General features: G+C 71.1%; 23 protein-coding genes. 13 read left to right on the top strand and 10 right to left on the bottom strand.

Annotated features, from left to right (window positions below):
- Nucleotides 1–205: 205 nt before the first annotated feature.
- A complete protein-coding gene (thpR, locus tag ACGFW6_RS43530; RefSeq protein WP_393522867.1) occupies nt 206–784 on the bottom strand; it encodes an RNA 2',3'-cyclic phosphodiesterase in 579 nt (192 codons plus the stop codon).
- A gap of 25 nt (nt 785–809) precedes the next feature.
- Here thpR and ACGFW6_RS43525 point away from each other — a divergent pair, with 25 nt between their 5' ends.
- Nucleotides 810–1,328, top strand: a complete 519-nt coding sequence (locus tag ACGFW6_RS43525; protein ID WP_393522864.1) for a GNAT family N-acetyltransferase — start codon at nt 810–812, stop codon at nt 1,326–1,328.
- 58 nt (nt 1,329–1,386) lie between these two features.
- On the opposite strand, the gene ACGFW6_RS43520 is transcribed toward ACGFW6_RS43525, so the two are convergent.
- Both ACGFW6_RS43520 and ACGFW6_RS43515 read right to left on the bottom strand, forming a co-directional pair.
- A complete protein-coding gene (locus tag ACGFW6_RS43520; protein WP_393522861.1) occupies nt 1,387–2,736 on the bottom strand; it encodes an MFS transporter in 1,350 nt (449 codons plus the stop codon).
- Nucleotides 2,737–2,763: 27 nt separating this feature from the next.
- Nucleotides 2,764–3,201, bottom strand: a complete 438-nt coding sequence (locus ACGFW6_RS43515; RefSeq protein WP_093904463.1) for a MarR family winged helix-turn-helix transcriptional regulator — start codon at nt 3,199–3,201, stop codon at nt 2,764–2,766.
- Nucleotides 3,202–3,320: 119 nt separating this feature from the next.
- Here ACGFW6_RS43515 and ACGFW6_RS43510 point away from each other — a divergent pair, with 119 nt between their 5' ends.
- Nucleotides 3,321–3,503, top strand: a complete 183-nt coding sequence (locus ACGFW6_RS43510) for a ribbon-helix-helix protein, CopG family (protein ID WP_272118905.1) — start codon at nt 3,321–3,323, stop codon at nt 3,501–3,503.
- Nucleotides 3,504–3,509: 6 nt separating this feature from the next.
- Here ACGFW6_RS43510 and ACGFW6_RS43505 read toward each other — a convergent pair whose 3' ends face one another.
- Nucleotides 3,510–4,961 carry an NCS2 family permease gene (locus ACGFW6_RS43505; RefSeq protein ID WP_393522858.1) on the bottom strand — a complete coding sequence of 484 codons (1,452 nt, stop codon included), beginning with the start codon at nt 4,959–4,961 and terminating at the stop codon, nt 3,510–3,512.
- Nucleotides 4,962–5,079: 118 nt separating this feature from the next.
- Between ACGFW6_RS43505 and ACGFW6_RS43500 the strand changes: the two genes are divergently transcribed.
- The gene (locus ACGFW6_RS43500) at nt 5,080–5,379 is read left to right on the top strand and encodes a DUF2530 domain-containing protein (RefSeq protein ID WP_393522855.1); all 300 of its coding nucleotides are present in this window, start codon (nt 5,080–5,082) and stop codon (nt 5,377–5,379) included.
- Between the two features lie 104 nt (nt 5,380–5,483).
- Entirely contained in the window at nt 5,484–7,895 is a 2,412-nt protein-coding gene (locus ACGFW6_RS43495; RefSeq protein ID WP_393522852.1) for a cation-translocating P-type ATPase, read from the top strand.
- A gap of 75 nt (nt 7,896–7,970) precedes the next feature.
- On the opposite strand, the gene ACGFW6_RS43490 is transcribed toward ACGFW6_RS43495, so the two are convergent.
- The 3 genes from ACGFW6_RS43490 to ACGFW6_RS43480 form a co-directional block, all read right to left on the bottom strand.
- Nucleotides 7,971–8,870 (bottom strand): hypothetical protein, encoded by a 900-nt coding sequence (locus ACGFW6_RS43490; protein WP_393522850.1) that lies wholly within the window; start codon nt 8,868–8,870, stop codon nt 7,971–7,973.
- A 191-nt stretch (nt 8,871–9,061) separates the two neighbouring features.
- Nucleotides 9,062–9,922 (bottom strand): DUF5707 domain-containing protein, encoded by an 861-nt coding sequence (locus ACGFW6_RS43485; protein ID WP_393522847.1) that lies wholly within the window; start codon nt 9,920–9,922, stop codon nt 9,062–9,064.
- Nucleotides 9,923–10,107: 185 nt separating this feature from the next.
- Nucleotides 10,108–13,230, bottom strand: a complete 3,123-nt coding sequence (locus ACGFW6_RS43480; RefSeq protein ID WP_393522844.1) for a sacsin N-terminal ATP-binding-like domain-containing protein — start codon at nt 13,228–13,230, stop codon at nt 10,108–10,110.
- A gap of 125 nt (nt 13,231–13,355) precedes the next feature.
- Between ACGFW6_RS43480 and ACGFW6_RS43475 the strand changes: the two genes are divergently transcribed.
- The 4 genes from ACGFW6_RS43475 (at nt 13,356) to ACGFW6_RS43460 (ending at nt 18,617) form a co-directional block, all read left to right on the top strand.
- Nucleotides 13,356–15,011, top strand: coding sequence for a hypothetical protein (locus tag ACGFW6_RS43475; RefSeq protein WP_393522841.1), 1,656 nt, complete (start codon nt 13,356–13,358; stop codon nt 15,009–15,011).
- Nucleotides 14,996–15,691 carry a tetratricopeptide repeat protein gene (locus ACGFW6_RS43470; protein WP_393522838.1) on the top strand — a complete coding sequence of 232 codons (696 nt, stop codon included), beginning with the start codon at nt 14,996–14,998 and terminating at the stop codon, nt 15,689–15,691. The genes ACGFW6_RS43475 and ACGFW6_RS43470 overlap by 16 nt, the downstream gene beginning before the upstream one ends.
- Nucleotides 15,692–15,818: 127 nt before the next feature.
- A complete protein-coding gene (locus tag ACGFW6_RS43465) occupies nt 15,819–17,936 on the top strand; it encodes an RNase A-like domain-containing protein (protein WP_393522896.1) in 2,118 nt (705 codons plus the stop codon).
- A 21-nt stretch (nt 17,937–17,957) separates the two neighbouring features.
- Nucleotides 17,958–18,617, top strand: a complete 660-nt coding sequence (locus ACGFW6_RS43460; RefSeq protein ID WP_393522836.1) for a contact-dependent growth inhibition system immunity protein — start codon at nt 17,958–17,960, stop codon at nt 18,615–18,617.
- A 475-nt stretch (nt 18,618–19,092) separates the two neighbouring features.
- On the opposite strand, the gene ACGFW6_RS43455 is transcribed toward ACGFW6_RS43460, so the two are convergent.
- Nucleotides 19,093–19,824, bottom strand: a complete 732-nt coding sequence (locus ACGFW6_RS43455; protein ID WP_393522833.1) for a hypothetical protein — start codon at nt 19,822–19,824, stop codon at nt 19,093–19,095.
- Between the two features lie 158 nt (nt 19,825–19,982).
- Here ACGFW6_RS43455 and ACGFW6_RS43450 point away from each other — a divergent pair, with 158 nt between their 5' ends.
- Nucleotides 19,983–20,198 (top strand): hypothetical protein, encoded by a 216-nt coding sequence (locus tag ACGFW6_RS43450; protein ID WP_393522830.1) that lies wholly within the window; start codon nt 19,983–19,985, stop codon nt 20,196–20,198.
- A gap of 122 nt (nt 20,199–20,320) precedes the next feature.
- Here the strand turns inward: ACGFW6_RS43450 and ACGFW6_RS43445 are convergent, their stop codons facing one another.
- Nucleotides 20,321–21,247 (bottom strand): DUF3027 domain-containing protein, encoded by a 927-nt coding sequence (locus tag ACGFW6_RS43445; protein WP_393522828.1) that lies wholly within the window; start codon nt 21,245–21,247, stop codon nt 20,321–20,323.
- 291 nt (nt 21,248–21,538) lie between these two features.
- On the opposite strand from ACGFW6_RS43445, the gene ACGFW6_RS43440 reads away from it, so the two are divergent.
- The 4 genes from ACGFW6_RS43440 (at nt 21,539) to ACGFW6_RS43425 (ending at nt 25,030) form a co-directional block, all read left to right on the top strand.
- Nucleotides 21,539–22,966 carry an MFS transporter gene (locus tag ACGFW6_RS43440; RefSeq protein ID WP_393522826.1) on the top strand — a complete coding sequence of 476 codons (1,428 nt, stop codon included), beginning with the start codon at nt 21,539–21,541 and terminating at the stop codon, nt 22,964–22,966.
- An 81-nt stretch (nt 22,967–23,047) separates the two neighbouring features.
- Nucleotides 23,048–23,521, top strand: coding sequence for a DUF2771 domain-containing protein (locus ACGFW6_RS43435; RefSeq protein WP_393522823.1), 474 nt, complete (start codon nt 23,048–23,050; stop codon nt 23,519–23,521).
- An 11-nt stretch (nt 23,522–23,532) separates the two neighbouring features.
- Nucleotides 23,533–24,192, top strand: a complete 660-nt coding sequence (locus tag ACGFW6_RS43430) for a futalosine hydrolase (RefSeq protein WP_393522820.1) — start codon at nt 23,533–23,535, stop codon at nt 24,190–24,192.
- The gene (locus ACGFW6_RS43425) at nt 24,182–25,030 is read left to right on the top strand and encodes a 1,4-dihydroxy-6-naphthoate synthase (RefSeq protein WP_393522817.1); all 849 of its coding nucleotides are present in this window, start codon (nt 24,182–24,184) and stop codon (nt 25,028–25,030) included. Before ACGFW6_RS43430 ends, ACGFW6_RS43425 begins: the two co-directional genes overlap by 11 nt.
- Before the next feature lie 40 nt (nt 25,031–25,070).
- Here the strand turns inward: ACGFW6_RS43425 and ACGFW6_RS43420 are convergent, their stop codons facing one another.
- Nucleotides 25,071–25,454: a cold-shock protein gene (locus tag ACGFW6_RS43420; protein WP_107906050.1), complete on the bottom strand. Its 384-nt coding sequence runs from the start codon at nt 25,452–25,454 to the stop codon at nt 25,071–25,073.
- Nucleotides 25,455–25,592: the final 138 nt, after the last annotated feature.

Below are 25,592 nucleotides of genomic sequence, written 5' to 3'. Positions count from 1 at the left end.
TTTTCGGGTCCACGCCTTCGAGCCTAACCGGCGCCCCCGAACGACCGACGGGCGACCGCCCTGTAGCGGGACCGCCCGCCCGGGACAGCGGATGTCGACAAGCTCGTGCCCCTCAGCTCTCGCCGCCCCCCGAGCCACCCACAGGCGACCGCGCCTTAGCGGGACCGCCCGCCCGGGACACCGGGCGTCGGCAGGCTCCCGCACATCAGCTCCGGCCGGCGTCCCCGAGTGGCCGGCGGGCGATCGCCTCGTAGTGGGGCTGCTCGCCGGGGATGCCGGATCTCGGGAGGTCGCTGCGCATCAGCACCAGCTCGTCGACCGTCCAGGTACGGCTCGTGAACGTGTCGAGGGCGGTCAGGTACGGGCGTACGTCCACCGCCGACCGGCTCCTGGCCACCGTGAGGTGGGGCTTGTAGCGGCGGTGCTCGCCCATCGGGACGCCGGCCTTGCGCGCCGCGGCCTCACTGCGGTCCGCCAGCAGCCGCAGGGTCTCCAGGTCGCCCCGCGCGCCCGCCCACAGCGCCCGCCCGTGCCCGAACTGTCCGCCGCCGCGCAGGGCCAGCGCGAAGGGGGCGGTGCGCCGGGCGGCCCGCTGAAGCCGTTCCGACAGTTCGGGGACGAGGTCGTCGTCGACCTCGCCGTAGAAGGCGAGGGTGAAGTGCCAGCCGGGGCTGCCGGTCCAGCGGAGCCCGTCCGCGCCGGGGAGCTTCCTCAACTGGGCCACTTCGGAGGCCAGTTCACTGGTCACGTCCTGCGGCGGCAGCACGGCGGCGAAGAGTCTCATGGGTCCAGCCTGGCACCATGGGGGGATGTCGATCACCATCAGAGAAGGCGGGCCCGGCGACATCCCCGTGATACTCGGCATGCTCGACAGCTGCGTGGAGTGGCTGGTCGGGCAGGGCCGCACGGGGCAGTGGGGGACGAAGCCGCTGTCGCGGAACCCGAGGACCGTGGAATCGGTCACCCGGAACGTGGACGAGGGCAGCCTCTTCGTCGCCGAGGTCGACGGCGTGCCGGCCGCCTCCCTCACCCTCACCGACTCCCCCGGCCCCTCCCTGTCCCACCTCCCGCCGCCCGGCGAGCCCGAGCGCTACATCCACTGGCTCGCCTCGGACCGCCGCTTCAAGGGCCACGGCGCGGGCAGCGCCCTGCTCGCCCACGCCGCCGAGGTGACCCGGCGGGCGGGCGTCTCGCTGCTGCGGGTGGACTGCTACGCGGGCGACGACGGCAGGCTGGTGGCCTACTACGAGAGCAACGGCTTCGTCCGCACGGAGACCTACGTGGGCACGAACGACTGGCCCGGACAGGTGCTGGCCCGACGGGTGTGACCCGGTGCGGCCGGGAGGGCGGAGGGCCGGGTCGCGCGCTCGGCCCTCCCTCCGCGGCTCACGCGGCCGCGGCCAGTTGTTCCTGTTCCCTGGGTACGAACCGGACGTGCGGATGGCCGCGGTTCCAGCCCACCGACAGGCGCAGGCCGCCGACGCGGGCCAGGACCAGGGCGATCGTCACCGCGGCCGCGGCCGTGATCGCGCCGCCCACCGCCAGGCCGGCCCGGACGCCGTACGCGTCCGTGATCCAGCCGGCGATCGGTGCGCCCAGTGGCGCGCCGCCCATGAACACCATCATGTACAGGGCCATCACCCGGCCCCGCATGCTCGGGTCGGTGGCCATCTGGATGCTGCTGTTGGCGGTGACGTTCACCGTCATGCCGAACATTCCTATGGGCGCCATGAGCAGGGCGAACAGCCACAGCGAGGGCGCGAACGCGGCGACGATCTCCATCGTGCCGAAAGCCACCGCGCCCGCGACGAGCACCCGCATCCGGGCCGTGCCGCGCCGGGCCGCGAGCAGGGCGCCGGCCAGGGAGCCGACCGCCATCAGCGTGTTGAAGAGGCTGTAGGAGCCGGCGCCCGCGTGGAAGACGTCGTCGGCGAACGCGGACAGATAGACGGGGAAGTTGAAGCCGAAGGTGCTGACGAACCCGGCGAGGACGATCGTCCAGATCAGCTCCGGGCGCCCGGCGACATACCGCAGGCCCTCCCGCAGCTGCCCCTTGCCGCGCGGCGCCCGCTGCACCGGGTACAGCTCGCGCGCCCGCATCAGCAGCAAACCGGCGATGGGCGCGACGAAGGACAGTCCGTTGGCGAGGAACGCCCAGCCCGTGCCGACCCCGGTGATCATCAGGCCGGCCACGGCGGGGCCGACCAGCCGGGCGGACTGGAAGTTCGCCGAGTTCAGGCTCACCGCGTTCTGGAGCTGGTCCGGGCCGACCATCTCGGAGACGAAGGACTGCCGGGCCGGGTTGTCGACGACGGTCGCGAGACCGACGGCGAAGGCGGCCAGGTAGACGTGCCAGACCTGGACATGTCCGGTGAGGGTGAGGACGGCGAGGGCGATGCCGGTGACGGCCATCGCCGACTGGGTGAAGAGCAGCGTGCGGCGCTTGGGCAGCCGGTCGACGAGGACACCGCCGTAGAGGCCGAAGAGCAGCATCGGCAGGAATTGGAGGGCCGTCGTGATGCCGACGGCCGTGGCGGAGCCGGTGAGGCTGAGGACCAGCCAGTCCTGGGCGATGCGCTGCATCCAGGTGCCGGTGTTGGAGACGACCTGGCCGAGGAAGAACAGCCGGTAGTTCCGGACCTTGAGCGAGCTGAACATCGAGGACTTGCGGGGGCCGGAGGGGGTAGTAGGTGCGGTCGGTGCGGGTGCGGAAGCTGCTCCGGGTCCCGAACTCAAAAGTGTTCGCCTCCTTGCGACGACTGCTTACAGATGCGCGAGCTTCTCCAGCACGGGGGCGGCGGCGCGCAGTTTCGCCCACTCGTCCTCGTCCAGGCCCTCGACCAGGGTGGCCAGGAAGGCGTTGCGCTTGCGGCGGCTCTCCTCGAGCATCGCCTCGGCCTGCTCCGTCTTCGTGACGACCTTCTGGCGCCGGTCCTCCGGGTGCGGCTCCAGCCGGACCAGGCCCTTGGACTCCAGCAGCGCGACGATGCGGGTCATCGACGGCGGCTGGACGTGCTCCTTGCGGGCGAGCTCACCGGGGGTGGCCTTGCCGCAGAGGGAGAGGGTGCCCAGCACCGACATCTCGGTGGGGCTCAGCGACTCGTCGACCCGCTGGTGCTTGAGCCGGCGCGACAGCCGCATCACGGCGGAGCGCAGGGAGTTCACGGCGGCAGCGTCGTCGCCATGGGTAAGGTCCGACATGTTCTTTAGCATAACTCATTACCCTGACTAAAGACCACCTGAAATCGGGTCACTCATATGGGTGATCCGGTGGCGGAACGTGACACGTCGAACCCGCGTGTGCCGGGACCCTCATGTCCATGGGGACCAGCGTGCTCAGCCTGCGGATAGACCACGAGCTGCTCGAACGACTCAAGGAGCATGCGGCGAAAAGAGGAATGAGCGTCCAGGACTACGTGGTCCGGACGCTCATTCGCGACGACTTCGACGAACGGTTCCAGACCGCCGTCGACGAGACCGAGAAGTTCTACGGCCTCACCTGATCCCTGCTACGTCAGTCCCAGCGCCGGCATCAGGTAGTAGAACGTGAAGACGGCGGCCACGACGTACATCGCCACCGGCACCTCCCTGCCCCGCCCGGCGGCCAGGCGCAGCACTGCGAAGGTGATGAAGCCCATGCCGATGCCGTTGGTGATCGAGTAGGTGAACGGCATCATCACCATCGTCACGAAGGCCGGCACGGCGATCGTGTAGTCCGTCCAGTCGATCTCCTTGACGGAGTTCGCCAGGATCAGGAACCCGACCGCGAGCAGGGCCGGGGTGGCCGCCTGGGACGGGACCATGGTGGCGACCGGCGTGAGGAACAGCGCCACCGCGAACAGGGCGCCGGTGACGACGTTGGCGAAGCCGGTCCGGGCGCCCTCGCCGACGCCGGCGGTGGACTCCACGAAGGCCGTGGTGGCCGAGGAGGAGCTGGCACCGCCCGCGGCGACGGCGACACCGTCGACGAACAGGACCTTGTTGATGCCCGGCATCTGCCCCTGGGCGTCGGTCAGCTTCGCCTCGTCGCTGACGCCCATGATCGTGCCCATGGCGTCGAAGAAGCAGGACAGCAGGACGGTGAAGACGAACAGGACGCCGGTCAGCGCGCCGACCTTGTCGAAGCCGCCGAACAGGCTGACCTGCCCGATCAGCCCGAAGTCGGGGCTGTCGAAGGGGTTGCCGGGCCACTTCGGGGTCGTCAGGCCCCAGGACGGCACATCCGCGACCGCCTCGATGATCACCGCCAGCACGGTCATCGCGACGATGGAGATGAGGATCGCGCCGGGCACCTTGCGCACGATCAGCGCGAGGGTGAGCAGCGCGCCGAGGATGAAGACCAGGACGGGCCAGCCGTTGAGGTGACCGTCGGCGCCGAGCTGGAGCGGGACCGTGGTGTGGGCGGCGTCCGGGATGCGCGAGACGAAGCCGGAGTCCACGAGACCGATCAGCATGATGAACAGGCCGATACCGATGGAGATGGCCTTGCGCAGGCTGTACGGCACGGCGTTCATCACGCGCTCGCGCAGACCGGTGGCGACCAGCAGCATGACCACGAAGCCGGCCAGGACCACCATGCCCATGGCGTCCGGCCAGGACATCCGGGGCGCGAGCTGGAGCGCGACGACCGAGTTGACGCCGAGACCGGCCGCCAGCGCGATCGGCACATTGCCGATGACGCCCATCAGCAGCGTGGTGAAGGCGGCCGTCAGAGCGGTCGCGGTGACGAGCTGGCCGTTGTCCAGCTGATGGCCGTACATGTCCTTCGCGCTGCCGAGGATGATCGGGTTCAGCACGATGATGTACGCCATCGCGAAGAAGGTGGCGAGACCGCCGCGGATCTCACGGGACAGCGTGCTGCCGCGTTCGGAGATCTTGAAGTAACGGTCGAGTGCGCCGTAAGTGGGCCCGGCTCCCGGCTGTTCAGGGGTGGGGGCCTTGGCAGGAGCCGAGGTGGGCATGCTTTTGGTGTTTCCTACGAAGAGAAGTGGTCAGACACAAACCGTTTCAGTATGAACATATAAAGCCGCGATCGGCCATCTCCGCGCGTAGACCCGATCGCCTCGTAAGCTGTCCTCCATGGCCGGATTTTTCACGGGACCCATCAAGCACGAGGCGCCGGAGCCCCTGGAGGGGCCGGTGGTCCCCACCATCGTCGGGGGCACCGTCCTCTGGTTCGTCCTCTTCCTCGTGCAGCTCCCCTTCTACGGCTGGTTCGACGACCACGGCCACACCTGGTGGGTGTGGACGTGCCTGGCCGGCGGCGGACTCGGACTGATCGGCATCTGGTACGTCCGCAGGCGGGACGCGGCCCTCAAGCGGGCGGCAGCCGCCCTCCCGGAGCCCAGGGAAACGACGGGCGAACCCCAGTCGTCCTGAGGCACCGCGCCCTACGACCAGGGCACGAGGCCCCGTCCTCCCCAGGTCGGAACTTCCGCCCACTCGGCGGGTGAAGCCGTAAATCCGCACGTACCGTCGAATGCATGACGCATGCCGACGCGGGCACCGACGTGGACAACCCCGTGCACCCCGCCGCCGTCCAGGTGGCGTCGGGCGGGCTGACCGCCGCCGAGGTGGCCGAGCGGGTCGCTCAGGGCAAGGTCAACGACCTGCCCGTGCGCTCCAGCCGCTCGATGGGCGAGATCGTCCGCGCCAACGTCTTCACCCGGTTCAACGCCATCATCGGCGTGCTGTGGCTGATCATGCTGTTCGTCGCGCCCATCCAGGACAGCCTGTTCGGCTTCGTGATCCTCGCCAACACCGGCATCGGGATCATCCAGGAATGGCGGGCGAAGAAGACCCTCGACTCCCTCGCGGTGATCGGTGAGGCCCGGCCCACCGTGCGACGCGACGGCGTCGCCGCCCAGGTCGGCACCTCGGACATCGTGCTGGACGACCTGATAGAGATCGGGCCCGGCGACAAGGCCGTGGTGGACGGCGTGTGCGTGGAGACCGACGGTCTGGAGATCGACGAGTCACTGCTCACCGGCGAGGCCGACCCGGTCGTCAAACAGCCCGGCGACCCGGTCCTGTCCGGCAGCTTCGTCGTCGCGGGCGGCGGCGCGTTCCAGGCCACCAAGGTCGGCCGCGAGGCCTACGCCGCCCAGCTCGCCGAGGAGGCCTCCCGCTTCACCCTCGTCCAGTCCGAGCTGCGCTCCGGCATCTCCACCATCCTCAAGTACGTGACGTGGATGATGGTCCCGGCCGCGATCGGCCTGATCGTCACCCAGCTGGTGGTGAAGAACAAGGACCTCGACGACTCCATCGCCCGGACCGTCGGCGGCATCGTGCCCATGGTCCCCGAGGGGCTGGTGCTGCTCACCTCCGTCGCCTTCGCGATCGGCGTCATCCGCCTCGGCCGCCAGCAGTGCCTGGTCCAGGAACTGCCCGCCATCGAGGGCCTCGCCCGGGTGGACACCGTCTGCCTGGACAAGACCGGCACCCTCACCGAGGGCGGCATGGACGTCACCGAGCTGCGCACCCTGAACGGCCACGACCAGGCGTACGTCGCCCAGGTACTCGGCGCCCTCGGCGAGTCCGACCCGCGCCCGAACGCCTCCCTGCAGGCCATCATCGACGCCTACCCGGACGCCGAGGACTGGCGCTGCACCGAGTCGCTGCCCTTCTCCTCCGCCCGCAAGTACAGCGGCGCCACCTTCAGCGAGGGCGACGGCGAGGCCGGCACCTGGCTGCTGGGCGCCCCGGATGTGCTGCTGCCCGACGGCGACCCGGCGCTGGCCGAAACCGATCGCCTCAACGAACAGGGGCTGCGGGTGCTGCTGCTCGCCCGGGCCCGCCGCGACCTCGGCGATCCCGACGTGGCCGAGGGGGCCGGGCCGGCCGCCCTCGTCGTACTGGAACAGCGGCTGCGGCCGGACGCCGCCGACACCCTGCGCTACTTCGCGGACCAGAACGTCCGGGCGAAGGTGATCTCCGGCGACAACGCGGTGTCGGTGGGGGCGGTGGCCGGCAAGCTGGGGCTGACCGGCACGACCGTCGACGCCCGCACCCTGCCCCGCGACAAGGACGGGATGGCGACGGCCCTGGACGAGGGCACCGTGTTCGGGCGGGTCACCCCGCAGCAGAAGCAGGACATGGTGGGCGCGCTCCAGTCCCACGGGCACACCGTCGCCATGACCGGCGACGGTGTGAACGACGTCCTCGCCCTGAAGGACGCCGACATCGGCGTGGCGATGGGCTCGGGGTCCGAGGCGACCCGGGCCGTCGCGCAGATCGTGCTGCTGAACAACAGCTTCGCGACGCTGCCGTCGGTGGTGGCCGAGGGGCGCCGGGTCATCGGCAACATCACGCGCGTGGCGACGCTGTTCCTGGTCAAGACGGTCTACTCGGTGCTGCTGGCGCTGATGGTGGTGTTCTGGCAGGTGGAGTACCCGTTCCTGCCGCGCCATCTGACCCTGCTGTCCACCCTCACCATCGGTGTCCCCGCGTTCTTCCTGGCCCTCGCGCCGAACAAGGAACGCGCCCGGCCCCACTTCGTACGGCGGGTCATGCGGTACTCGATCCCGGGCGGCGTGGTGGCCGGGGTGGCGACCTTCGGGACGTATCTGATCGCCCGGCACCACTACACGGGCGAGGGCGCGCTGGACGCCGAGACGAGCGTCGCCACGCTGACGCTCTTCCTGATCTCGATGTGGGTACTGGTCATCATCGCCCGGCCCTACACGTGGTGGCGCGTCGTCCTGGTGGCCGCGATGGGGCTCGGGTTCCTGCTGGTACTGATGGTGCCCTGGCTCCAGGAGTTCTTCGCGCTGAAGCTGGTCGGGATGACGATGCCGTGGATCGCGGTGGGGATCTCGGCGGGGGCGGCGGTCGTCCTGGAAGTCGCGTGGAGGTGGGTCGACCGCCGGCCCGCTGCGCTCGGCCATGGCCGGTGAGGGGCCGTGGGTCACTGCGGGTCCGTCGTGGCCGGTCGCGCAGTTTCCCCGCGCCCCTGAAAGAAGGGCGCTGTCCTAGCGGACGTCTACGAAGTCGCCCGTCGCGGTGGCCGCCGGGGTCGTCGTCGTGCCCGCGAAGGTGAAGCGGAAGTAGCCGTCCTGGGCGGCGGTGACCGTGGTCTTCAGATTGCCCGTCGCGTTGGTCTTCACGGTCCTGACCGTGGTGTAGGTGGTGCTGCCGTTCTTGCGGAACTGAAGGTTCACGGGCTGCTCGACATAGCCGTTGTAGGTGCCCCGGTCCCAGTTGGCGCGGGACAGCTTGCCGGTGACGGTGATGGGCTTGCCCTTCTTCACCGGCTCCGGCGAGGCGTCCACCGTCAGCTTCGAGAAGCGCTGCATCAGCGTGCTGCCGAGGCCGCTCTGCCCCTTGTAGCCGACCTTGGTGATGTCAAAGGTCTCGCCCGCCGGGTCCTGGCCGTTGAACGCGGTGGCCTCGGCGGCGGCGCGCCAGGTGCCGGCGTCGGTGTTGCGCAGCTCGTGGTCGCCCGGGTAGACGTCGATGGTGCCCTTGCAGGTGGCCGTGGTCGCGTTCGTCGCGGTGCACTTGGCCGGCTTGTTGCCGTAGAGCATGTTGTCCGGCCTGGTGTAGGAGCCCCGGTAGATGATCGGGTCCGTGACGAAGTCGCGGGCGGTGATGTCGACGTCCGCGCCGTGGGTCAGCGTGTAGGTGACCGTGGTGGCGACGTGGTTGGTCGTGCCGGCCTTGACCGCCTTGGCGATCTTGAAGTCGGAGAAGGAGACGTTCAGGGCGTACGGCTTGCCCGCGGCCCTGACGGACCCGGCGTGCGCCGCCTGACGCACCTTCGCGACGTCCGCGCGGGAGACGGCGGAGTCGTCGGCCTGGGCGGCCGGGACGGCGAGGGCGGAGAGGGCCAGTGCGCCGGAGACGGCGGCCACGGTGGCTCTGATGCGCATGCGTTCCCCTGGTACGTAAAGGGGCCCCGCTGGTCGTGTCGGGGCCCGGTGATCGCGGGGCCTGTTGACCCATGTGATCAGATACGCGCCCGGGGTTGGCGGTTGTCCCGCCGGCGGGGAAACTTCGTGACCTTCGTCACGAACCCCCGGATGGCGACCGGGAGTTCGTGACACGGGGCCTGCCGCGCGGACTACTGCACGTCGACGAAGTCACCCGTGGCGTTGACCGCCGGGGTGGTCGTGGTGCCCGCGAAGCTGTAGCGGAAGTAGCCGTCGGTGGAGGCGGTGACGGTCGTCTTCAGCTCGCCCGTCGAGTTCGACGTGATGGTCTTCAGCGTGGTGTAGGTGCTGCTGTCCTTCTTGCGGAACTGCAGCTTCACCGACTGGTTGGTGTAGCCGTGGTACGCGAAGTCCTCCCAGTTGGCCCGGGAGAGCTTGCCGGTGACCGTGATGGTCCTGCCCTTCTTCACCGGCTCCGGCGAGGCGTTGACCGTGAGCTTCGAGTAGCGCTGGACCTTGTGGGTCGTGTGGAAGTCGTTCCAGTAGATGCTGCCGTCGCCCGCGAGCGCGCCGGCGGTCACGTGCCAGGTGCCGGCCAGGGCGTTCATGTACAGGTCGGTGCCCGGCGTGGCCGTGATGGTGAGCTTGCAGGTCGACGTGGTGGCGCTGGAGGCGGTGCAGGTGGCGGCCTCCTCGTTCGCCATCAGCAGGCCGTCGATGTTGTCGAGGTCGGTGCCGTGCCACAGGTCGACGTACGCGTCCTGGATGCCCGTGGCGTGGCTGGCGGTCACCGACACCGTGAAGGTCTTGGCGTACGTGGTGCCGACGGCCACGCCGGCACCGGAGTTGACCGTCACCTTGGACACGACGGGCAGGGCCTCGGCCTCGGCGGCCGTGCTGAACGCCGACCGGTTGGAGCTGCCGAAACGCTCGGCGGCGCTCGGCTTGTTCACGCTCGCGTCGCTGTCGTTGCCGGCCTGCGCGGCCGGAACGGCGAGGGCGGACAGGGCCAGGGCGCCGGTCACGGCGGCCACGGTGGCTCGAATGCGCATGCGTTCCCCAGGAGGAGAAGGGGGCCCGGCCGTGGTCGTTCCGTGCGGTTCGTCGCCGAGCGGGCCCAAGTGATCGTGGAGCCAGTTGGCTCGGGTGATCAGATCGGCGAGGGCGACGAAAGGTTGTACGGGGGGTGAAGAAAATATGTACGGGCCCTGCGTCCAGGGCCCGTACCCCTTCCGTCTCAGTCGAACCAGCGGTCGCGTGCCAGCTCCGCCGTCCGCGACGGGTCCTCAAGGAGTGCCGCGACCTCGAACCGGCGGGGCCACTGCCGTGCCGCCCAGGCCAGCCCGGCGGCCACGCCCTCCAGGGTCGCCGCGTGCAGCACGCCGTCGTCGGTGAGACGCCAGTCGATCTCCACGCCGTCGACGACGAGTTCCTCGTGCTCGACGTACGACTCGGGGGTGCGCGCCCCCAGCAGTACCCGTACCGACTCGGGTACGTCGTGCTCGGTGCCCTCGGAGTCCACCTCGCCGGTGACGGACTCGCTCAGCCGCCGCACCTGGAACAGCTCGGCCAGCTCGGCGGCCCGCGCGGGCCGGACCGGGAGCAGCGGGACGCCCTCGGTGAACGGCAGCAGATCGGGCGAGTCGACGACCACGGCGTCCGCCGCGTCCACCACCTCGACCCGCCCGTCCACGACGGCCCGCAGCTCGTCCGGCAGGGTCACCTGCTCGGGGTCCAGGTCGGCCAGGGCGCCGTAGAGGGCGTGCAGTTGGGCGGCGGTGACGGCACGCTCCGGGTCGGCGAGCCGGTCCAGCAGTTCGGCGGCACCGCCCGGCTCGTCGAGCAGCGCGGCGACGGAGGTGCGCACGCCGAGCGCCCGCAGCACCTGCTCGTCGTCGAAGCCGGTCGCGTCGGCCTCGTCGTACAGACCGCGCAGCAGCGGGTCGCCGCCGGAGGCGAGCAGGCCCGCGGGACGGCGGCCGTCCAGCACCGGGTTCCCGCGCAGCCACCAGGCCGTGTACGGCCGAACCACCTCGTGGGTGCCGTCCGGCAGCAGGATCCGCACCTGCTGGGTCAGCGCGTCGCGCAGCGGCGGCTGGGCGAGCAGGGCGAGGGCCCGGGGCCACTTGTCGTCGTCCACCAGGTCCAGGTCGCGTACGGCGATCAGCTCGGTGGCGACCGGCGGTACGGGCGTGTCCGGGAACCGGTCGAGGATGTCCTCGCACCAGACGTCGACGGCGTCCAGCAGACCCGCGTCGTCCGGCTCGGCGAAGTCGCCCTCGCGCGGCTCCAGTTCGTCCGGGTCGAGGACGACGTCCGTGGCGCGGACCAGGGCGAAGTTGGCGAGGACGCCGCAGGCCGCGAGCGGCTGCTCGCCCCATTTCTCGGCCAGCTCGGCGTCGACGGCGGCGAGCTCGTCCTCCCGCATGACCTCGGCGAAGGGGCTGCCGGGCAGGACCAGTTCACCGGCGGGGGCGAGCTCCCCCTCCTCGTCGGGCAGGGCGAGGGCGCCCAGCCACGGCTCGTCACCGGGCTCCAGGCCGGCGTCGCGCACCAGAGCCAGGACCGTGTCGGCCAGGTCCTCGGCGTCGGGCGCGTCCTCCTCCCAGCTCGCGCCGCCCTCGTCGTCGAGGGAGGCGGCGACGGCTGCGCGCACCTGGGGCGTGGTGAGGACCGCGCGGGGTGTGGCCGGCAGGGCGCCGAGCTTCTCCAGGAGCGGGTGCGCGGCGTCCGGGTGGGCGACCTTGAGGCCGAGGCGGGCCAGGATCCCGGGCTCGACGCGGGCCGTGTCGGAGGTGGGCAGCAGGATCTGGCGGGGGCCGATGGTGGTGCGGCCGTCGGCGAGCGGCACGGGCAGCCCGGACAGCCGGTCCGGGTCGACCCCGGCGAGGCTGTCGTAGAGCCGCCGCCACCAGCCGGGCTCCTTCTCCAGGCCCGCCAGCCGGTCGACGGCGTCGGTGAGCGGGACGCGGGCGACGCCCAGCGTGCGCAGCTCCACCCGCCGTTCGAGCCCGGCGGGGAGCAGGGTGGGCAGCACCTCGGCCAGCACCCGCACGGTGTCGGCGCCGGCGCCCTCGACGACTTCGGCGTCCCGCGGCCGCAGCGCCTCGGGCAGCTCGGAGTCGGCTTCCTGCGGTGGCACGGCGGGCGGGAGGAAGGACGTGCGGGGCAGCCGCTCCAGGATGGCCTGGCGCAGGGCACCGTCCAGTTCGCCCTGGCCGAGGGGGCCGGGCACGAGGCCGATGACGCCCTCGCTCACCGGCCGCCAGTCGGCGAGCAGTTCGGCGTAGGTGTCCGCCGCGCGCTGCACCAGGAAGTCGGTCAGCGGTCCGGGCGCGGCGTGCCGGCGGGTGGTGTCGAGGGGGAAGGAGGCGATGAGCAGGGCCGGGACACCGAGGGCTTCGTCGCTGGGCGTCGGCGCGTGCACGACCGGGGCGGTGCGGGGGCGGTCGGGCGTGCTGTCGGCGGCGTTGACCGGGACGGCCCAGGTGAGCGACCAGTGGGGGCGCAGCCGCTCCTCCACGGGCCGGTCGGCGAGGAGTTCGGGTGTGAGCGGGCCGTGCGCGGAGGACGTACGCCAGTGGGTGACGCCCGCCCGGGAGTCCTCCACGACGACGAAGGGGCCGTCGACACGGCGGCGCAGTGTGCGCGCCTCGTCCTCCCCGACCTCGATCACGACCTCTTCCAGGCCGGGCAGGGCGAGCAGCAGCGCGTCGTCGACGGCATGCAGCAGCCGTTCGGCGAGGCCGGCGGCCGCGCTGTCACGGAGGGAGAGGATGACGGCGGTGTCGTACGGATCGGGGGCGGTGCCCTCGGCGGCGAAGGGAAGCCGCAGCAGCGGCACATGCCCGTCCCGCCGGCGGATCTCGTCCCCCAGACCAGGGCTGTGCCGAGCGGTCTCCTGAGCCAGCTCCCGCGCTTCGGCGAGCGCCCACCGCACACCGCCGTGCCGGCCGACGACGGCGGGCTCGTCGGTGACGGCGAGGACAGCGGCGAATCCGACGCCGAAGCGGCCGACGGCCGCCGCGTCGCGCTTGGCGGAGGCGCGCAGCGTGGACAGCGACTCCACGCCGGCGGCGTCCAGCGGCGCACCGGTGTTGGCGGCGACGAGAACACCCTCCCGGAGGGTCAGCCGAAGCCGCCCCGGGACCCCCGCACGGGCCGCGGCGTCGGCGGCGTTCTGAGCGAGCTCGACGACGAGCCGGTCCCGGTACCCGCCGAGGACCAGGTCCTCCTCGGCGTTGGCGTCCTCCCGGAAACGGGCCGGACTGGTCGCCCAGGCATCCAGCACGCCGCGACGCAGACGGGCCGTACCGAACGGGTCGGCGCCCTCGGCCGCGGGCCGCACGAACTTGCTCACGTTGACTCTCCTCATCGGCGTGATGATGAAGGTACCGCCCACAGGACACCTGCGCGCCGCCTGCCTGCTCCGCTCCGGGGGCGCGTTCCATGGACCGACTCGGCCCGCGGTGCTCTCATGGGCTCATGCGGACGTGGGGGACCCGTCGGGGCGGCTGGTTGCTGCTCGTCGCCGTCGCCGTCGGGGTGTCGTCGGTTTCCTGGGCTGCCCGTCTGTTGCCGGGCCTGGTCGGTGGGGCACTGGTCGCCGTCGCGGCGACGGTGGGTGCGACGCTGTCCCAGCGCGGCCGGCGGTTCGTCGAGGAGAGCGCCCTGCACACGGCGAATGCCAGGGACGCGCTGCTGCGCGACCGGCGCGGCCGTGTCCCCCGGGTCCGCGACATCGAGGACCTGATCGAGATCGGTGTCCATCCCGCGGCACCGGCCGGCGACACGGGCACGGCCGGCGGACGGGTCCCTCCGTTCGTACGCCGCGACCGCAGCCACGAGATCGAGGAGGCCCTGCGGACGCGGGGCTTCGTCCTCCTGGTCGGCGAGTCGACGGCGGGCAAGACCCGGGCGGCGTTCGAGGCGGTCCGTACGGTGCTCCCGCAGGCCGCCTTCATCGCCCCCGACCCCACCGACCCGTCGGCGCTGCACGTTGCGGCCGCCGCGGTCCAGCGCGAACGGTGTTGCGTCGTCTGGCTGGACGACATCGAGCGCTATCTCGGGGCGGGGGCCCTCACGCCCCATCTCCTGCGCAGGCTGGCTCGTCCCGGCGGCAGCCGTACGGCCGTCGTCGTCGCGACGATCCGGGCGCAGGAGCGGGCACGCCACCTGGACGCGCGGCAGGCGGGAGACGGCGCGGGCAGGAGGACGGCACGGGATGTCCTGGTGTCGGCTCACGAGATCCGTCTCGACCGGCGCTGGCACGAGGACGAGGTGACCCGGGCCCGGGACCAGGGCCGCCGGGACGGCCGCGTGGCCCGCGCGGTCGAGAACGCGGAACGCCACGGCATCGCCGAGTTCCTGGCCGCCGGCCCGCAACTGCTGGCGGCGTGGCAGGACGCCTGGGCGCCCGAGGGGGGACACACGAGAGGTGCCGCGCTCGTCAGTGCGGCCGTGGAGGCTCGCCGTGCGGGATGGAGCAGGCCGCTCCCGGTCACGCTGCTGCGGGACCTGCACGAGCAGCACTTGGCCGCGCGCGGCGGCCCGTCACTGCGGCCCGAGAGCTGGCAGGAGGCCCTGTCCTGGGCGACCACCCCGCTCTGTGCCACGAGCAGCATGCTCCTCCCGCACGAACCACCGGACACCTATGACGTCTTCGACTACCTGTCGGACACGCTGCCCGGCTCCGTGTCCGGCTCTCTGTCCGATGCGCCGGACGCCGCTCCCGAGGCCGTGCGCATCTCCGACGGCACCTGGACCCGGTTGATCGCGGAGGCGGAGCCGGACGTGTGCGAGGACATCGGCTGGACGGCCGTCGCGCACACCTGCCGGACAGTCGCCCGGCGGGCCTTCCAGCGCGCCCTGGACAACGGCGTCCTCACCGCCGCCGTGGGGCTGGCGACGCTGCTGGGGGACGAGTGGCGGACGAAGCCTGCCGGGTGCTGCGCACCACGCTCGCCTCGGCCCCGGCGGACACCACGTCGGACGTCCTTTTCGAGCTGCGCTCGGCACTGGCCTGGTGGACGGGCGGGGCGGGCGACACGGAGGAAGCGCTCGCTCTCGCCGCCTCGCTGCACGAGGAGAGCCGGCACCGGTACGGGGACGACCAGCCGTGGACCGTGGACCTGGCGCTGAACGTGGCCCGCTGGACCGGCAACTCCGGCCGGATCCCCGAGGCACTGGACCTGGCCCTGGCGTCCCGCGAACGCGCAGCGGCCTCGCTGGGCTCCGACCATCCGATGACGATCCACGCCCGCTTCGAGGTCGCGGTGTGGAGGGCGAGCGGTCGGACGACCGAGGCCGTCACCCTGTGGCGCGAACTCGCGGACGACGCCCGACGGATCCTGGGCGCCCATGACCGGACCACGCACTTCGTGGACTGGAACCTGGCCGGCACGGTGACCGAGTCGGGCGATACGGCACGGGGACTGAGGCTCCTGTCGAACGTCGTCCGCGACCGATCCGTCATTTACGGCAGCGATCACCCGTGGACCTTCGCGGGCCGTCTGGAACACGCGGGCCGCACCGGTGAGACCGGACGCCGGGACGAGGCGCGCACACTCCTGACGGCCCTGGCCGAGGACGCCGCACGCGCACTCGGTCCCGACCACGAACTGACGCTGGCCGCCCGCCACCAGCAGGCCCTGTGGACCGCGCACGAGGGCCAACCCGACCGTGCCTCCGCTCAGTTCAGTTCGCTTCTCAACGACTGCGACCGCGCCCTCGGACCGGACCATCCACTCACCCAGGACACCCGCGCCCGGCTCACCGACCCCGACCGGCCGCCCTGGTACTACCAGCCACCGTCCTGGTGACCCGCCCCGAAGGCGCCGCATCCGTCTCACAACTCCCTTGCAGCACCGGCAGTTGACTACCTAGCATCACGTTCACGATCGCGAATCACGAGTTGTTCCAGTGCATCGGGGGCCTGGCGTGACGTTGATGATGGCGGTGGCCGCCGTCTGGGGTGTGCTGCAACTGTTCGCGATCTCCTGGCCGACGCGTTCGGTGCGCCTGTCGACCGTGCTGCTGGCGCTCGCGGTCGGCGGGTACGGATGCGGGGTGGCGGCGGCGCTGGCACAGCTCGCCTACACCCGGGTCTACGCGGAGCAGTCCGGCCAGTCACTGGTGACGGTGGTGAACACCACCGGCTACACCGTGGCCCCCTGGGTGGAGGAGCTGCTCAAGGTCACCCCGCTGCTGCTGGCGGGGTTGAGTGTGCGGGTCCGACGCCAGTGGGGTCTGAGCGACTTCGTGGTGGTGGGCGCTGCCCTGGGAGCCGGGTTCGGGCTGCTGGAGGCGGTTCTCCGGTTCGGCCTGGACGCGGGCCGGGCGATCCCCCGCGGCGAGGGCTGGATCGTCCCCGACAGTCTGTCTCCGCCGTATGTGCCGGGCCCGGGACAGGTGTTGACGTCCTGGCTCCCGGCGCCGTTCAGCCAGCTGGAGCTGGGCGGCCCTCCGGTCACGGAGACGTTCACGCACCTGGTGTTCACGGCCGTGGCCGGCTTCGGGGTGGGGCTGCTGTGGCGCGCACAGGGCTGGATACGTCTGCTGTCGGTGCTCCCGATCGCGGCCGCCACCGTCCACCACACGGTGAACAACTACGCGGTGCAGGAACACTCGGGATCGGCCGAGAAGTGGCTGGATTCCCTGAACGGGGTGGCGTGGGCGGCACCGCTGCTCTGCCTGGCCGTCGCCATGGCCGCGGACCTGCGCCGACTGCACCGAGGCAAGGCCGCCGTACCCGACGTCCTGCTCGCCTCCGAACGCGCCGACGGCGACAGCATCGGAGCCCTCCTGCGCTACGCCGCCTGGCGCCCGCCCTGGAGCCTGCTGATCGTCCTGCGCCACGTCAGACTGCGGCGCGCCCTGCTGTACGCCGCCGCGTCGACGCCGCCCGACCCGGCCGACGGACTCCGTCGTGTGGTCGCCGGGATCACGGCCCGGATGGACGCGTCCGACAACGCCGAGGCCTGGCGGGCGCTGAACATCCGCGCATGGCTGAAGGCGACGAGAGCGGCCCGCCGGTCCCGGCGCCGATGGCTCCTGCTGATCCCGTGCGTGCTCACGCTTCCCTCGCTGCTGTTCCTGGGCGTCGGCTCGTTCACCTCCACCGCCGGCTTGCAGGAGTTCTTCAGCACCGGCGCGGGCCCGGAGATCCTCATGGGCTTCGGCGTCGCCGCGCTGGCCTGGATCGCGTACCAGCTCATCACTCTCCTGCGCACCTGGCGCCTGGCGTCCGCCCAGCCCCTGGGCGAACTGCTGGCAGCCCACCGCTTCCGCTTCGGAACGGCCCTGGGCGCGGCGACCACCGGCACCCTCCTGCTGTGGCGCGCCCTGGGCGACGCGGGCCCCGACGGCGCCACCATCCGCACCCTCCATCTCCTCGACGCGCTCGACACCTTCCTGGCCTACCTCGGCTTCGCCCTGATCCTCCTGTCCCTGCTGGCCCTGTTCCCACCCGGCGGCTTCGCGCTGGCGGGAGGCGGAGTGGCCGGCGCCCTGACGGCCGAGGCCGCGCTCAACGCCGGCCTCCTCGGCACAGCCGGCGTCGTGTTGATGGCCCTGGGCAGCTCGAACAACTCCGGCGGGGACTACAACGCTTGGCCGCGGAGCAAGCGGAAGGGGCGCGTGAATCCTGAGCATCGCGCCGATGTCCGAGGTGATGAGGGGAAGAGCCTTGGTGGAAAGAGCAAGGCACATACGATCGACAGACACGTCGACAAGACCATTGCCGACATGCGCAGGCGTCTCCGCGAGGACCCCGGTCTGCAATCGGACTCGCGCTACGTGGACGTGGAATCGGCACAGCGCTTCACGGACGGCACTCTCACCACTGCGGGAAACCAGCGGAAGATATCTGCTTGGCTGGCCAAGGGCGCGAAGGGAACATTGCGGCTGCAGGCGAAGTTCGAAGAGCCCACAGGACTCCGCCTCACGCGGTACGACTTCACTCACGGACAGCCGACGACGTGGGTGAACCGTGTTCGTGTCGTCCTCAAGGCGGACCCGTCGGCGGCATCCGGATACCGCGTCCTCACGTCTTTCCCGCGCCCCTGAAACCCACTGTTGGAGCAAGCGATGAGTCAGGCACTTCCACCTGGGCAGCGGTTCTACGAACTCAGCGACCTGCTGGAGGCGTACACCGATACGGGCTACATGTTCTCCGACACCGCGGAGACCCCGGGCCCCGGCCTGTCCTCCTACCTCAGGATCGCTGCCCGGGATCCCGCGCGCGCGGCAACGGCCATCGATCAGATCGACGACCTGCTTTCCGTCGGACTGTTCGCCGAGGAGATCGCGGACGAGGTGGAACACCTGCCGCACATCCGCCCCCCGATGGGCACCAGTGTGGAGGACTGCCTGCGCGTCACAAGAGAACACCTGCGCCGACTGCTGCAGGACCCGTCACGAGTTCCCCGGACGAACCCACAGACCGTGTGGGAATGGAACGAGCGGTTCCCCGAATTGGGACAGTTCCTGGGCGGCTACCTGCACCAGAATTACTCAGAGTTTCACGCCTCTCCCGACGATGCCGTCCATGAGTACGCCACCGAAACCGCACCGGAGAACCGCGCACAGGCCGCGCAAGAGATCACCGAGCTTCTGGCGATGGTCGCCTCGGAGGAGGAACTCCGCACGGCCGCTTCGGCGTTGGGGCTCGACCTTCTGCCGCCGGAAGGGACCTCGCTCCGGCAGTGGCTGGAAATCATGGGGCGCCGCATCGCTCCGACGAGCTGATCCGGCGTCGGCGTACGTGGCGGAGCCCGGGAGTCGTATCCAGCTCCCGGGCCCCTGGGGATGCCACCCAATTGCGCACGCCGGCGGCGTTTAAGAGGACGGATCAGTCATCATGCCGTCGTGTTCTTCCTTTGAACTACCGCAGCGCGAGAGAGCTGCAGGCGAGATTCGAACTCGCATCCGACGGCGTTCGTCCGGCCTCGGTCGATCCGGCGATCGGCGGCAATGCTGAGACTGGAGCGAGAGTCTGAGATTGATCACGGCTGCCTCTGCCATGTTGGGCTACCCCGGCCCGGATGGGTGTCGTAGTGCCGGGGGAAGGACTCGAACCTTCACTGTCACCGTGTCTTTCAGGCTGAACTTCAGTGTCAGCTTGCGCTCATCGCGCGAACCGGTCCTCAGTTCCGGTCCGCGCCTGTTGCGCACCCCCGCGCTCGCACGCGGGGGCGATCATGGAGGCTACCCGTGACCGGCGTCAGCCGAACAGGTAGCCGAACACCGCGTCGCCGACCCGCTGGTCGGTGACCTCCGCGCCGTTGGCCTCCTCGCGGGCGAACTTCACGGCCTGCTGGAGCTTCTCGACCCGCTCCACCAGTTCGTTGACGCGTCGCGCCGGAAGGGCGCCGGAGAACTTCACGGTCGTCCAGTACCCGATGGGCACGTCCTCGTAGTACACCTCGACCTGCGCCGGGTGCTTCTCGGTCGCCTCCGCCTTCACGTGGTTGCGCGGGACCTTCTTCGTACGGATCGTGCGGACCGGGTCCGTCTTCCACCAGTCCGTCGACGGGTCGTGGGACCAGGACTCGGCGGCATCGAGCGTGGGCAGCTTCTTGACGAAGGTGTGCAGGTCGGTGAGCTGCTTCTCCAGGAAGAGCAGGTAGCTGACCGGAACATCGGCGACGACCGTACGCCCCTCGACCGTGACGTCCGCGCGCGCCGAGCAGTTCGCCCAGTCCTTCGTCGCGGTCACGTCGAACAGCCGGGTCAGCGACGCGGACATCTCCCGCAGCACGTCCTCCGCCTGCACCTGCACCCGCGTGGACTCCGGCGGCAGCTGCTCGCCCTCCTCGTCCTTCGGCTGGTACGTACGCGAGATACCGGCCAGCAGCGCGGGCTTCTGCACCTTGTGATGCGCCGCGGTGATGTCCTGGAGCGACTTGCTCTTGACACCCTTTTCGACAGCGATGATCTGATTCAGCTTCGCCACGAGTCCCCCTTCGAACGGCAGGAACCTACCGCGCCGACTCGAACAGGCGCACTCGCTTTTCGAGCGCGCGGCCCTCCAAGTCCCGTGACGCACACGGCATGAGAGTCTGATGTGCGGTTGATCATGCAGACATCTCATCCGCACGGGAGTGCCGCGCAATGCTGGACCTGATCAAGGAGACCCTCGGCGAACTGGCCTGGGGAGTCCTCGCGATCATCGTGTTCCTCTGGTGGATCGGCGGCCCGGGAGTCGCCGCGTTCCTCTGGAGCGACGGCGACCGGACCCTCGCGCTCCAGTTCCTGGCGGCCTGGGCGGCCGTGACCACCCTGTACCTCACGGCGTCCCGGCTGATCCGCCGCGCACGCAGGAGCTAGGCACGCAGAAGACGCCGGGCGTCGAGCCTCGGTACGTGGCCACCGGAATTCACCGCGAACGTCTGAAGGCCGCTGTCCCGTCCCCGAGCGACATCGACCTCAGGAACCTCGTGCCCTGACCTCTACGAGTGCCCCAGCTCCGCCGTGTCCCCGTCCGCCCCCACCGGCACCGAGCCCGAGTCCGGGGACGGGCGCAGCGGGAAGGGGTCGACGCGGGTCTCGTCGATCACCGGGGGTGCCGGGCGGGGCGGCTTGGGCATGACCGCGGCCTCGGAGTGGCCGCCGCAGCCGTAGGTCAGGGAGACGACCCGGCCGTCCGCCGGGGAGAACTCGTTCGCGCACACGCCGAAGGCCTGGCCGAGGGAGCCGCCGATCGGGGTGAGGAAGCCGCAGGTGACGCAGGACGCCGGGGCCGCCTGGGCCATGGGGGTCTTGGCGCCGTAGGACTCCTCCCAGCGGTCCGCGGCGACGTGCAGGCCGTAGCGGGACAGGACGCGGGCGCGGCGCATGCCCAGTTCCTCGGCGACCGAGGTGATCGAGCCACGGGAGGGGGCCATGGGCAGGTTCGCGGGGGCGCCGGCGGTGACCTCCGCGTCCTCCGCCTCGACCAGTTCCGCCATCTCCTCCGAGACGGGCGCGTTCGGTGCCGGCTCGTCCTCGCCGGAGTAGCCGGGCTCCAGGCGCAGGTCCTCGGCGTCCGTGGGCAGCAGATCGCCGGGGCCCATGTCGCCGGGGCGCAGCCGCTCGCTCCACGGCACCCACTCGGGCGCGAGGAGGGCGTCCGGTCCGGGCAGGAGGACCACCTCGTCCAGCGTCACGAACTTCGCACGCGACGCCCGCGCCACCGTCACGGCCCAGCGCCAGCCCCGGTACCCGAGCTCCTTGCACTCGAAGAAGTGCGTGACAACGCGGTCGCCCTCGGAGACCAGTCCCGCGTGCTCGCCCACGACGCCGGGCGCGGCGGCCTCCTCGGCGGCACTGCGGGCGAGGTCGACCGCCTCGGCGCACAGACGGTCGGGGGTGCGGCTTCGCGTTGTCGCTGCGCTCACAGGTATCGCTTCTCTCCTACGCCGTCTCTCGGGTGCGGCTGCCTGAAGGCGGCGGAGCGAACGGAGCGGACCTGTGGGCCGCGTCGACGTCCGCGTCCGAATCGCGCTCGGGCGCACCTACGTCATCCATTGTGCGGGATGGCTGAGATACGCACGCTACCTGTTCGCGGGCGCTGGGCCTACACCGACGTTGCTTCTCGGCGCTCCGCGCTGCCCGCCGACCGTGAGAGCTTGCCCTCCATACGCGCCGTAACCGCACTACCCACCCCCATCTCGGGGCACTATTGCGTCGTGGCAACCGCGAGGTCGCCCCACGGAGCCACCGGTGTCGGTGGGGCCAAGGGCGACCGTGATCGAGGTGGCGGAACGGGCCGGATCGGCGGCTCCCTCCGCGCGGTGGGCCGTGCCCTGCACTTCCCGCTGACCGGTCCCGCGCGCGGGATCCGCAAGGCCACGCACGCGCAGGGCGCCGGCGAGTCCGGCCTCGGCAAGCTGATCGAGCTCCACGCCGTGAACGGCGCCGGGGACATGATGATCACGGTCGCCCTGGCCTCCACCGTGTTCTTCTCGGTCCCCACGGACGAGGCCCGCGGGCGCGTCGCGCTGTACCTCGGCATCACGATGGCACCGTTCACGCTCCTCGCCCCCGTGATCGGCCCGCTCCTCGACCGGCTCCCGCACGGCCGCCGCGCGGCCATGGCGGGCGCGATGCTGGCCCGGGCGCTGCTCGCCCTGGTCCTGTCCAGCGCGGTCGTCAGCGGCGATCTCCAGCTCTATCCGGCCGCTCTCGGGGTGCTGGTCGCCTCGAAGGCGTACGGGGTCGTCAGAAGCGCCGTGGTGCCCCGTCTGCTGCCACCACGCTTCTCCCTGGTGAAGGCGAACTCCCGGGTCACCCTGGGCGGCCTCCTGGCCACCGGCATCGCCGCGCCCATCGGCGCGGGGCTCCAGGCGATCGGGCCGCGCTGGCCGCTGTACGGCGCCTTCGTGATCTTCATCGCCGGTACGTTCCTGTCCTTCACCCTGCCGCACAAGGTCGACTCGGCCAAGGGCGAGGACACCGCCCTCCTCGCGTCCGACGAGCAGCATCTGCACGGGCCGCACCGCCAACCCGTGAAGCGTCCGGGGCTGCGCACGGTCGGCATCGCCGTCACCCACGCCCTCGCCGCCAACTGCTCCATCCGCTGCCTCACCGGCTTCCTGATCTTCTTCCTCGCGTTCCTGCTGCGCGAGCACCCGATGTCCGGCCAGAGCGCCGCCGTGTCGCTGGGCATAGTCGCCGTCGCGGCAGGCACGGGCAACGCGCTGGGCACGTCCGTCGGGGCGTGGCTGAGGTCCCGGGCGCCGGAGATCATCATCGTGACCGTCGTCGGTTTCGTGCTGGCCGTGGCGATCACGGCAGCGCTCTTCTTCGGTGCCGTGATGGTGGCGGGCCTGGCGGCGGTCGCCGGGTTCGCGCAGGCGCTGGCCAAGCTGTCGCTGGACGCGCTGATCCAGCGGGACGTGCCGGAACTGGTGCGTACGTCGGCCTTCGCACGCTCCGAGACGCTGCTGCAGGTGTCCTGGGTACTCGGCGGCGCGGTCGGCATCGTGCTGCCGCTGAAGGGCTCCCTGGGGCTGCTGGTGGGCGCGGCGATCGTCGCCACGGGCTGGCTGACCACCGTCAAGGGCCTGATCGGCTCGGCCCGGCACGGCGGCCACGCGCGTCCGCGGGTCAGCTGAAGCGCCCCGGCGTCGTAGTGACCTACGGCACGCCGCCCCCCACGTAGTCGGACCGTCACACGCGCCCGATAGCCTTCGCCCATGACCACGCTGCAATCCGTTGTGCGACGCCGCCGCGCGCTCGCCGCCGCCGGCGCCGTTTCCGCCGGACTGCTCGTCCTGTCGGCCTGCGACAAGCCGACGCCGCTGGCCACGGTCACCGTCGGCACCTCCTCCGTGCACTCGGAGGCCACCTGCGGTGGTGAGGGTGAGCCCCTGAAGACCGCGGACCTGGCGAAGTGCCTGCAGAACAAGGACATCGAGTCCATCAAGGTGGACCCGGACGACACCGTGCGCTTCGGTGTCGACCCGGACATCGCCGACGAGGGCTGGACGATCCTGATGAACGGCCAGCCGCTCACCGACTCCAGCACCAAGACCTACCGCACCGTCCCGGGCAGCGTGTTCTTCAACGCCCAGTACGGCGCCAGCGGCGACTCCACGCTGGTGTCCATCAAGGAGGGCGAGCAGAACGTGACGGGTCTGTGGTCCTTCAAGCTGAAGAAGGACAGCTGACCACGTCCGGCATGCGTGTCCTGGTGGCCACCGCCGTCCCCGCCGAGCGGGACGCGGTGGCCGGGGCGTTCGCACCGTCCGGCGCCGAGGTGATCGCCGCCGGCGTCGGCCCCGCCCTCGCGGCGGCCGCCACGGCCACCGCCCTCACCCGGGCCGCCCTCGCGGGCACCCCCTACGACCTGGTCGTCTCGGCGGGCATAGCGGGCGGCTTCGCCCCCGACGCCCCCGTCGGCTCCCTCGTCGTGGCCGACGAGATCACGGCCGCCGACCTCGGGGCGGAGACCCCGGACGGCTTCCTGGCCGTCACCGAGCTGGGCTTCGGCACCGTCACCCACCATCCGCCGGAAGCACTCGTACGGGAGGTCGCCGCCGCCACCGGCGCGCGCCCCGGCGCCGTCCTCACCGTCTCCACCGTGACCGGCACCGCCGTGCGGGCCGCCTCGCTGCGTGAGCGCCACCCCACCGCCCTGGCCGAGGCCATGGAGGGCTTCGGCGTCGCCGAGGCCGCGGCCGCGCACCGTACGCCGGTGCTGGAGCTGCGCGCGATCTCCAACCCGGTGGGCCCCCGCGACCGCGCCGCGTGGCGTATCGGCGACGCGCTGGCCGCGCTGGCGGACGGCTTCGGGAAGCTCGCGCCCGTACTGGAGAGTTGGAACCCACATGACCAGTGAGCCGCTGAAGATCGCGTACTCCCCCTGCCCGAACGACACCTTCGTCTTCGACGCCCTCGCCCACGGCCGCGTCCCCGGCGCCCCCGCGCTCGACGTCACCTTCGCCGACATCGACCTCACCAACGGCATGGCCGAGCGCGGCGAGTACGACGTGCTGAAGGTGTCGTACGCCGTGCTGCCGTACGTCCTCGACGAGTACGCGCTGCTGCCCTGCGGCGGCGCGCTGGGCCGGGGGTGCGGACCGCTGGTGCTGACGCGGGAGGCGGGGGCCGATCTGACGGGCCGCACGGTCGCGGTGCCGAGCGAGCGGTCGACGGCGTATCTGCTGTTCCGGCTGTGGGCCGCCGACACGGTCCCGGGCGGGGTCGGCGAGATCGTGGTGATGCCGTTCCACGAGATCATGCCCGCGGTGCGGGACGGGAAGGTCGACGCGGGGCTCGTCATCCACGAGGCGCGTTTCACGTACCGGAACTACGGCCTGAACAAGCTCGCCGACATGGGCGAGCACTGGGAGAACACCACCGGGCTGCCGATCCCGCTCGGGGCGATCATCGCCAAGCGGTCGCTGGGCGCCGGGACACTGGCGGGGCTCGCGGACTCCATCCGTACGTCGGTGCGCGCCGCCTGGGACGACCCTGAGGTCTCCCGCCCGTACGTCATGGAGCACGCCCAGGAGATGGACCCGGCCGTCGCGGACCAGCACATCGGCCTGTACGTCAACGAGTTCACGGCCGGCCTCGGCGAGGACGGCTATGCGGCCGTACGCGGACTGCTCACGCGCGCGGCGGCCGAGGGACTGGTACCGCCCCTCGGCCCGGGTGCACTGGATTTCCCCTAGAAATACCGAGGATCCGCCGGGTTCACGGCGGATCCTCGCGCTATACGTCGAGCTGGTCGGCGACCGCGCGGAGCAGGCCGGCGATCTTCTTGCCGGCGGTCTTCTCGGGGTAGCGGCCCCGCTCCAGCATCGGCGTGATGTTCTCGAGGAGCGTCGTCAGGTCCTGGACGATGGACGCCAGCTCGTCCGGCTTCTTGCGCTGGGCGGCCGCGACGGACGGGGTCGGATCGAGAATGACGACCGAGAGCGCCTGGTCGCCGCGCTGACCGGCGACGACGCCGAACTCCACCCGCTGTCCCGGCTTGAGTCCGTCTACTCCGGCGGGGAGGACCGAGGAATGAACGAAGACGTCACCGCCGTCGTCGCGGGAGAGAAAGCCGAAGCCCTTCTCACTGTTGAACCACTTGACCTTGCCGGTAGGCACGTCTGTCCTCGTCCTCGTACTCGTCGGAAAACTGCTTCTGAAAACGGCTCTTGATAGCACTACAGCGGGTCGACCACGACCCGCCGGTACCAAGGCTAATGGTCCCCGGGCGGGTGACAAGACGTCGCCCGGTAGTTC

Origin of the sequence: Streptomyces sp. Y7 (genome assembly GCF_043195415.1) — a bacterium.
In the GTDB taxonomy this organism is placed as follows: Bacteria; Actinomycetota; Actinomycetes; order Streptomycetales; family Streptomycetaceae; genus Streptomyces.
This window is presented reverse-complemented; position numbering and strand designations above follow the sequence as displayed.